This is a genomic window from Streptomyces sp. C (assembly GCF_000158895.1).
GTDB lineage: Bacteria > Actinomycetota > Actinomycetes > Streptomycetales > Streptomycetaceae > Streptomyces > Streptomyces racemochromogenes.
The window spans coordinates 1122135-1129387 of sequence record NZ_GG657750.1 but is presented as its reverse complement, the minus strand read 5'-3'; the positions used below and the strand labels follow the sequence as shown (position 1 = coordinate 1129387).

The 7253-nt window shown below is 75.7% G+C and carries 5 protein-coding genes and 1 pseudogene; 1 reads left to right on the top strand and 5 read right to left on the bottom strand.

Going from position 1 to position 7253, the window contains the following annotated elements; genetic code table 11:
* Positions 1-370 (top strand): annotated as a pseudogene (locus SSNG_RS04970) (AfsR family transcriptional regulator); the annotation flags it as partial.
* A gap of 161 nt (positions 371-531) precedes the next feature.
* Here SSNG_RS04970 and SSNG_RS04965 read toward each other — a convergent pair.
* The 5 genes from SSNG_RS04965 to SSNG_RS04945 form a co-directional block, all read right to left on the bottom strand.
* The gene (locus SSNG_RS04965) at positions 532-2670 is read right to left on the bottom strand and encodes a prolyl oligopeptidase family serine peptidase (protein ID WP_007262705.1); all 2139 of its coding nucleotides are present in this window, start codon (positions 2668-2670) and stop codon (positions 532-534) included.
* Positions 2671-2681: 11 nt separating this feature from the next.
* Positions 2682-4109: an MFS transporter gene (locus SSNG_RS04960; protein ID WP_007262704.1), complete on the bottom strand. Its 1428-nt coding sequence runs from the start codon at positions 4107-4109 to the stop codon at positions 2682-2684.
* Complete coding sequence (locus SSNG_RS04955; protein ID WP_007262703.1) at positions 4106-5044, bottom strand: hypothetical protein; 939 nt, start codon at positions 5042-5044, stop codon at positions 4106-4108. The genes SSNG_RS04960 and SSNG_RS04955 overlap by 4 nt, the downstream gene beginning before the upstream one ends.
* 2 nt (positions 5045-5046) lie before the next feature.
* Positions 5047-6306 (bottom strand): radical SAM protein, encoded by a 1260-nt coding sequence (locus tag SSNG_RS04950; RefSeq protein WP_007262702.1) that lies wholly within the window; start codon positions 6304-6306, stop codon positions 5047-5049.
* The coding region (locus SSNG_RS04945; protein ID WP_347232441.1) for a hypothetical protein at positions 6303-7253 on the bottom strand (951 nt) is incomplete at its 5' end. The genes SSNG_RS04945 and SSNG_RS04950, both read right to left, overlap by 4 nt.

The window sequence follows — 7253 nt, the reverse complement described above, 5'->3', positions numbered from 1 at the left end:
CCTGCCGCTGCGGGAGTTCGCGGACCGGCTCACCGACCCCGCCGGGGCGCTCGACGAACTGACCTCCGGGGACGTGTCGGTCCGGCGGTGGCTGGCCCACGGCTGGCAGGCGCTGCCGCAGGAGTGGGGCCGTGACGCGGAACGGCTCGCCGCGGGCACCGGGGAGGGCCCCTTCGGCCTGACCGAGGCAGCCGAGGCCCTCGGCTGCGACGAGCGGCACGCCGTACGGGTGGTGGAGGCGCTCATCGACGCCGGAATGGTGACCTCGCCCTGCGGCGAGGTCACCGCGCACGCGGCCCAGTACGAACTGCCGCACCTGATACGCATGTACGCCCGCGGCTCCGGGCTCGGCACCCCCGTACTGACCTAGGGGGTGTTGCGAAAGTCCCGCACGGCGCCCACGGCGCCCGGCACGCACTCCCGCCGCACCGGTCGAAGTCCCGAGTACGCCCAGTACGAGGGCCTTCGCCCGGCGCGCCGAGAGCACGCACCGGACACCGCGAGCACCGCACAGGACTATCGCAACACCCCCTAGACCGTGTCCCGACCGGGACGCCCCGGGGCCGGGAGGCCCACCTGACGGGCGAGGAAGGCGAGGCACTCGGCCTGCAGGGCCACCGCCCGGGACGCGGACCGGTCGCCGTGGCCGACGCCGCGCTCCAGCCGCAGCAGCACCGGACCGGTGCCCGACGTGGCGTGCTGGAGCGCGGCGCACATCTTGCGGGCGTGCAGCGGATCGGTCCGGGTGTCCCCGTCCGCGGCGACCAGCAGCACCGCCGGGTAGGCCGTCCCGGGCGTGACCCGGTGATAGGGGGAGTAGCCGAACAGCACCGGCAGCAGGGCGGGGTCACCCGCGCTGCCGTACTCGGGCGTCCAGCTGGGCCCGAGGCCGGACCGTTCGTAGCGGACCATGTCCAGCAGGGGGGCCGCGCACACCACGGCGGCGTACTTCCCCGGCTCCCGGGTGAGGGCGGCCCCCACCAGCAGCCCGCCGTTGGAGCCGCCCATGACGGCGAGGCGGCCCGGCCCGGTCCAGCCGTCCGCGATCAGGTGGTCGCCCGCCGCGGCGAAGTCGTCGAAGGTGTTCGGCTTGTTCTTCCCGCTGCCCGCCAGGTGCCAGGCCTCGCCCTCCTCGCCGCCGCCGCGCAGGCCCGCCCAGGCGAACACCCCGCCGGCCCTGACCCATGCGAGGACCTGGGCGCGGTACCGGGGCGACATCGTCTTGCCGAAGCCGCCGTATCCGGTGAGCAGCGCGGGGCGCCGCACGTCCGGGCGGCCGGTCGGGGAGATCACGAACATGCGCACCGTCGTACCGTCCCGCGAGGGGAAGGACACCTGGCGGGTGACCGCGCCACCGACGTCCGGGGCGTCCGGGGCGTCCGGGGCGTCGCGCTCCCAGCGCGTGGTGCGCCCCGTCCGGGCGTCGAAGCGGAGCACCCGCGGCGGCGTGACGAAGTCGGTGTAGGCGAAGTAGGCCTCGTGCCCTCCGGCCGGCCCGGCGCGCAAGTCGCCGACCGCGCCGGTGCCGGGCAGCGGCACCACGCCGACCTGCCGGCCCTCGGCCAGGTCGTGGACGGTCACCTCGGCCACCGTGTTCCGCGTCCAGGCGGCCAGGCCGAGCGGGTGCTCCAGCTCCGGACCGGACAGCACGGTGAAGTGGGTCAGCACCGCGTCGGGACGTTCGGGCACCACCTCGCGCCAGGCGCCGGGGCCCAGGTGCAGCTCGGCCGGCCGGCACGCCACGACGCGTCCGCGGGCGGCGTCGCGGTCGGTGCGCAGCCACACCGGGTCCCGCGGGCCGGTGCCGGGCACCGCGTACAGGCGGGTGGCGGCGTCCATGCCCTCCTGGACGGCCCGCAGCCGCGGGTACTCCGGCGGCCCCGCCGACAGGTCGGCCAGGTACAGATCGGTGCCGCGGCCGGTGCCGAGCGTGGCCGTGACGGCCAGCCAGCGGCCGTCCGCGGTCACGGAGACGCTGTAGAACTGGGTCTTGTCCCGCCCCTCGCCGAAGACCACGGCGTCCGTCCCGGGGTCCGCGCCGACCCGGTGCAGGCACACCCGCCGGTGGTAGCGCCCCTCGCCGGGGTGCAGCCGCGGGTCCAGGTTCCTGACGTAGTAGAACGCCCACCCGCCGGGCAGCCAGCCGATCGACGACCTGCGCACCCGGTCCACCGGCCCGTCGACGACCTTCCCGGTGGCCACGTCGAGCACCCGCAGCAGCGAGTCCTCCGTGCCGTTCCGGGACACCTGAAAGGCGAGCAGGCCGCCCTCCACGGAGGGCTCCCAGGCGTCGAGCACGGTGCGTCCGGACGGGTCGAGGGACAGGGGGTCCAGCAGCACCCGCTGCGCCCCGCCCTCCGCCACCATGAGCACGGGATGCTCCTGGCCGGCGTCCTGCCGCAGCCAGAACGTCCTGCCGCCGCGGTCCACGGGCGACCGGACGCGGTCCACGGCGTCGATCGCCGCCACCTCGGCCCGCCAGCGCTCCAGGTCCGCCCAGGACGCCCGTTCCGCCTCGTAGAGGGCGTCCTGCTCCGCGACCCAGCGCAGCGTCGCGAGGGACTCGGCGTCCTCCAGCGCCCGGTACGGGTCGGGGACGCGCACGCCGTGCAGTTCCTCGACGGCGTCCTGCCGTTCGGCGTACGGATAGCGGCGGGGCTCGGGTGTCACTCGCTGCTCCCTCATCTGGATTCGGGCCGGGAAACGGGGTGCGGCGCGGGCGGGGTCTTCGGGACGTCCTGACCGGCGTCCTGACCGGCGTCCCGCCCGGCGGCGGCCTCCGTGCGGGGCAGGGCGGCCATCGCGTAGAAGCCGGCCAGGAGGACGATCAGCCCCGACGCGGCGATGACCGTGTCGACGGGGCCGAACCGGATCCCGCCGAGCGAGCCCCCGGCGTCCCGCAGCACGGATCCGGCGAGCCAGCCCGACAGGGCCGCGGAGAGCATCGACGCCAGCCTCGTCACCGGGTAGAACACGGCCATCACCCGGCCCCGGTAGTCCGGGGGCGCCGCCGCGAGCAGCAGCGGCGACATCGCGGTGTTCAGCACGGTGAGCGGAACGGTGAACGCGAAGAGCAGGGCGACACCGCCCGGGAAGGAGCTCTGCCGGGAGTAGGCGACCAGCAGCACACCGCTCACCAGCAGGGCGGTCCAGGTGGTCCGGCGCGCGCCGAGCCACTGCACCACCCGGCCCCCGACCAGCGCCCCCGCGATGCCGCCCGCGCCCATGGCCATGCCGAGGTATCCGTAGAGGCGGGCGTCCGCGTGGAGGTTGTCGGTGGCGAAGAAGACGTTGAGGGTGCCCAGCGCCCCGATCCCGAACTGCCCTATGACGGACAGCAGGAGCAGCGCCACCAGGAACCTGCTCCCCGCGAAGAAGCGCAGGCCGTCCGTGAACTCCCGCCGCAGGCCCGCCCCTTGCCGCCCGGCGGGCCGCCGCGGGCCGTCCGGTGCGGCGGGGCCCGTGCGGGGGCCCGTGCGGGGGCCGGGGCCGGGGCCGGGGAGGCGGATGGAGCGGATCGCGGCGTAGGACACCGCGTACGTCAGGCCGTTGAAGAGCAGGGCCCACTGCAGTCCGGCGCCGAACAGCAGGGGTGCGGCGAGCGGCGGCCCGACGATCCAGGCCGTCTCGCCCGTGGCCTGCCCGATGCCGGCCGCCCGGGCGCGGTCGGCGTCCCCGGTCACCAGGTCGGCGAGGACGGCGAAGCGCGCCGGGGAGAAGAACTGGCCGGCCGTGTGGAGCAGGAGCACGGTCGCGTAGACCAGGGCGAGCCAGACGCCGGCCGGGAGGGCGTCGGCCGGCAGGAAGGCGACGGCCGTCAGCACGGCGACCAGCGCGCCGCGGAGCACTTCGGAGCGCAGCATCGTGGCGCGCTTGTCCCAGCGGTCGACGAACACGCCCGCGAGGGGGCCGATGACCAGCACGGCGACGCTCGACGCCAGCACGATGCCGCTGACCGCCAGCGGCGCCCACGGCTCGTCCTTCGCCAGCACGGTGGCCACCCACAGCACCAGCGTCGTGCTGAAGACGGCGTCCCCGACGGACGACACGGCCTGGCCGACCCAGAGCCGGGTGTAGTCGCGGTTGATCAGGGTCAGCCGCGGTGTCACGACGGCCTCGGCGACGAGACGACCAGCGCCATCAGGGCGGTGACCAGGGTCGTGTGGTACGCCTTCCGGAAGAACTCCCGGCCCGTCGCGGCCGGTTGCGCCGCCAGCTCGGCGGACCGGCCGGGCAGGGCCCCGTCGGGCCGCTGGGCCCGCAGCAGGCGGGCGACGGCCGCGGCTCCCCAGGGCGTGTCCAGCGGGTCGGTCCCCAGGATGAACCGGGTGAGGAGCAGCTCCGCGGCCAGGTCCCACAGGTCGTGCCCGACGCAGTGGCGCAGCAGCCGGTCGACCAGGTCCAGGGCGTGCGCCGACGCGTCCCCGGCCAGCCCGGGGGAGGTCCGGCCGAAGTCGCCCAGGTAGAAGGCGGTGTGCGTCACGGCGTACGCCTGCGGGACGGTGAGCGGTGCCCCGTCCCCGTCCCGCCCGGCCCCGTCCGCGGGCCCGGCGGGGCGCAGCGCGAGGAGCGGGCTGCGCGGCAGGAGTTCGGCGTACGGCTCGACGGTGTGGCGGACCCCGGCCTTGTCCGCGTAGTGGCGGATCTCGATGCGCTGGTAGGGGGACTTCCCCCGCGGCGAGAGGAACCCGGGGTCGATGCCGGCGAGCGCCTCCCGGACCTGCGTGCCGTCGATCCCCTCCGGGGCCAGCGCGGCGCAGGCGAGCCCGTACGCGGACGCGTACCCGGGGACGGCGGCGAACAGCGGTGGCAGGGCCGGGTCCTGCCAGAGCTCGCGGACCAGGGCCGTGGCCCCGCCCAGGGCGTCCGGAGGGCCGGCCGGGCGGGCCGCGCAGTGGCAGAGCAGCGCCAGTTCCAGCGCCGCCTTCGCCCTGCCCCGGGGCGCCGCCGACCGGGCGCCCGCGGAGAACGGGTCGAAGTGGTCCAGGTTCGCGGCCAGCCAGCCGAGGGCGCCCGAGGACAGCCGCTCCAGGGGGGAGGACATGGCTACAGGCGCCCCGTCTCGTGCAGGTAGTCGAGCAGGGCCGTGTCGACGCGGTCGCGGAACCTCGCCAGGGTCCGCGCGTCCTCGTCGTAGCGGTAGAGGTCCTGGCAGGCGATCCAGCGGTCGCGGGTCCGCTCTCCCGGCAGGTAGCCGTCGGCGACCGTGCCGACCTCCCAGTCGGGCTTGCCCGCCGTCTCCCAGCAGCTGGCCAGGGTGCCGTCCGCGCTCACCACCGCGCCGTAGCGGCCGTCGGTGTGGCCGCAGGTGACGCAGGTCTTGCGGGCGCCGGGGCGGCTCACGGTGAAGCCGAGGTCGAGCGCCCGGCGCTGCCACCGGCTGAAGGCGGCCGGGAGTTCGCCCGTGTGCAGCAGGCTGTTGGCGTAGCCGACGCCCACGTCGCCGATCCGGGCGAAGTACAGCGTGCACCGGGCGGGGTCGAGCGCGCCGGCGAGCCGGTCGATCAGGGCGTCCACGCCGTGGAAGGTCTCCTGGGAGACGTTCACCCGCAGCGTCCACTGGAGCTCGGTGGCCCCGCAGGCCCCGGCGATGTTGCCGACGATCCTGTCGAAGGTGGCGCCGCCGTCCGCCCGGCCGACCCGGATCCGGTCGTGGTCGGAGCGGTCGCCGTCGAAGGTGACCTGGACGGAGGTCAGCCCCAGGCCGGCGAGCCGGCGGGCCAGGGACGGGGTGAGGAGCGTGGCGTTGGAGATCATCCAGGCCGAGGTGGGCGCGATGTCCGCGGCCCGCTCCAGCAGTTCCAGACAGCCGCGCGGATTGAGCAGGGGCTCCCCGCCGAAGAGCAGGACCCTGAGCTTCTCCAGGCCGCCGGCGGCCATCTGCCGCTCGGTGAAGCCGAGGATCTCGGTGATGGTGTCCGAGGTGAGGCGGCTCCGGCCGATCCGGGGCGGCCGGCTGCCGCCCGCCTGGTCCTGGGCGGTGTTCTGGAAGCAGTACCCGCAGCCCAGGTTGCAGTGGGTGCTGGTGAGGACCGTCAGCGCGTAGGCGCTGATCCGGCCGGTGGTGAACATGCCGCTCTCGTGCAGCCGCCGTTCCGCGTCGGGGAGCAGGGCCCCCTCGGGGGTGACGTGCCGGTCGTGGAGCCGGGCCACCCCGCCCGGGCCCAGGAACCACCAGTTCCGCTCGCCCTTGAGGAGGCGGGCGCCGGAGGGGAGCGGCGCGGGGGCCGGGGCCCCGGGGCCGGAGCCGGGTGCCCGGCCGATGGTCACGGGCAGGCCGACGTTCACCGCTTGGTCGATGCTCACAGGGTCTCCCGTACGGCCGTTGCCGCTGTCAGGGCGGGTTCGCCGCTCCGGCCGCCGGCGACGACGAGCGTCATCAGCGCCACGACGAGGGTCACTTTGTAGGACGTGCGGAAGTACTCCACGGCCGTGGCGTCCGCCGGGGCCCGCTCGGCGGCGGAGCGTCCGGGGATCGCCCCGTCCGGGGCCTGTGCGGCGTGCAGCATCCGCAGGCCGGCCGCACCGGATTGGGTGCGCAGCGGATCCGCGCCCAGGCAGTACTGGGCGAGCAGCAGCTTCGCCGTGACGTCCCAGTCGCCGAGCGCCACGCAGTGGTCCGTCAGCCTTTCCACCACGCGCAGCGCGCGCCCCCGCTCGTCCTCGGGCAGCGGCAGTCCCCGCAGGCCGAAGTCGCCGAGGTAGCAGAGGGTGTGCGCGACCTGGCAGCCGTCCAGGTCGGCCACGGGCAGCGTGGCGGCACGGGGGAGCGGACTCGCCGCGTACAGCTCCCCGTACGGGGCGAACCGGTGCGGGACGCCCGCGAGATCGGCGTAGAACCGTGCCTCCAGGTGCAGGAACGGCGGCTTCCGGCCCGGCGTCAGGTAGCTGCCGGCGGCCAGCCGGTCCAGCACGGCACGGGGCGCTCCGCTGGTGGCCCCGCCCGGGTCCAGCGCCCCGTACATCAGCTCGAACTGCCGGGCGTGCCGGCCTTCGAGGGTGAGGAGCCGCGGGAAGTCCGGGTCCTGCCAGACCTGTTCGACCACCCCGGTGACCCCGTCCAGCAAGGGGTCACCGGGCGTGCACCTCTCCCAGGAGCGGCGGAGCATCGCCAGCTGCAGGAGGGCCTTCACGCGCGGCACCACCGGCAGTCCGGCACGGGCGGCCGGGGAGTCGAGGTAGGGCGCGTGCCGCGCCGTCCAGCGCCGCGCGCCCGCCGACAGGCCGGCCAGGGCCTCATCCAGGCCCGCTGA

Excerpts from the sequence above, each read along its gene's own strand:
- SSNG_RS04955 (WP_007262703.1), bottom strand. The coding sequence starts at position 5,044 with ATGTCCTCCCCCCTGGAGCGGCTGTCCTCGGGCGCCCTCGGCTGGCTG.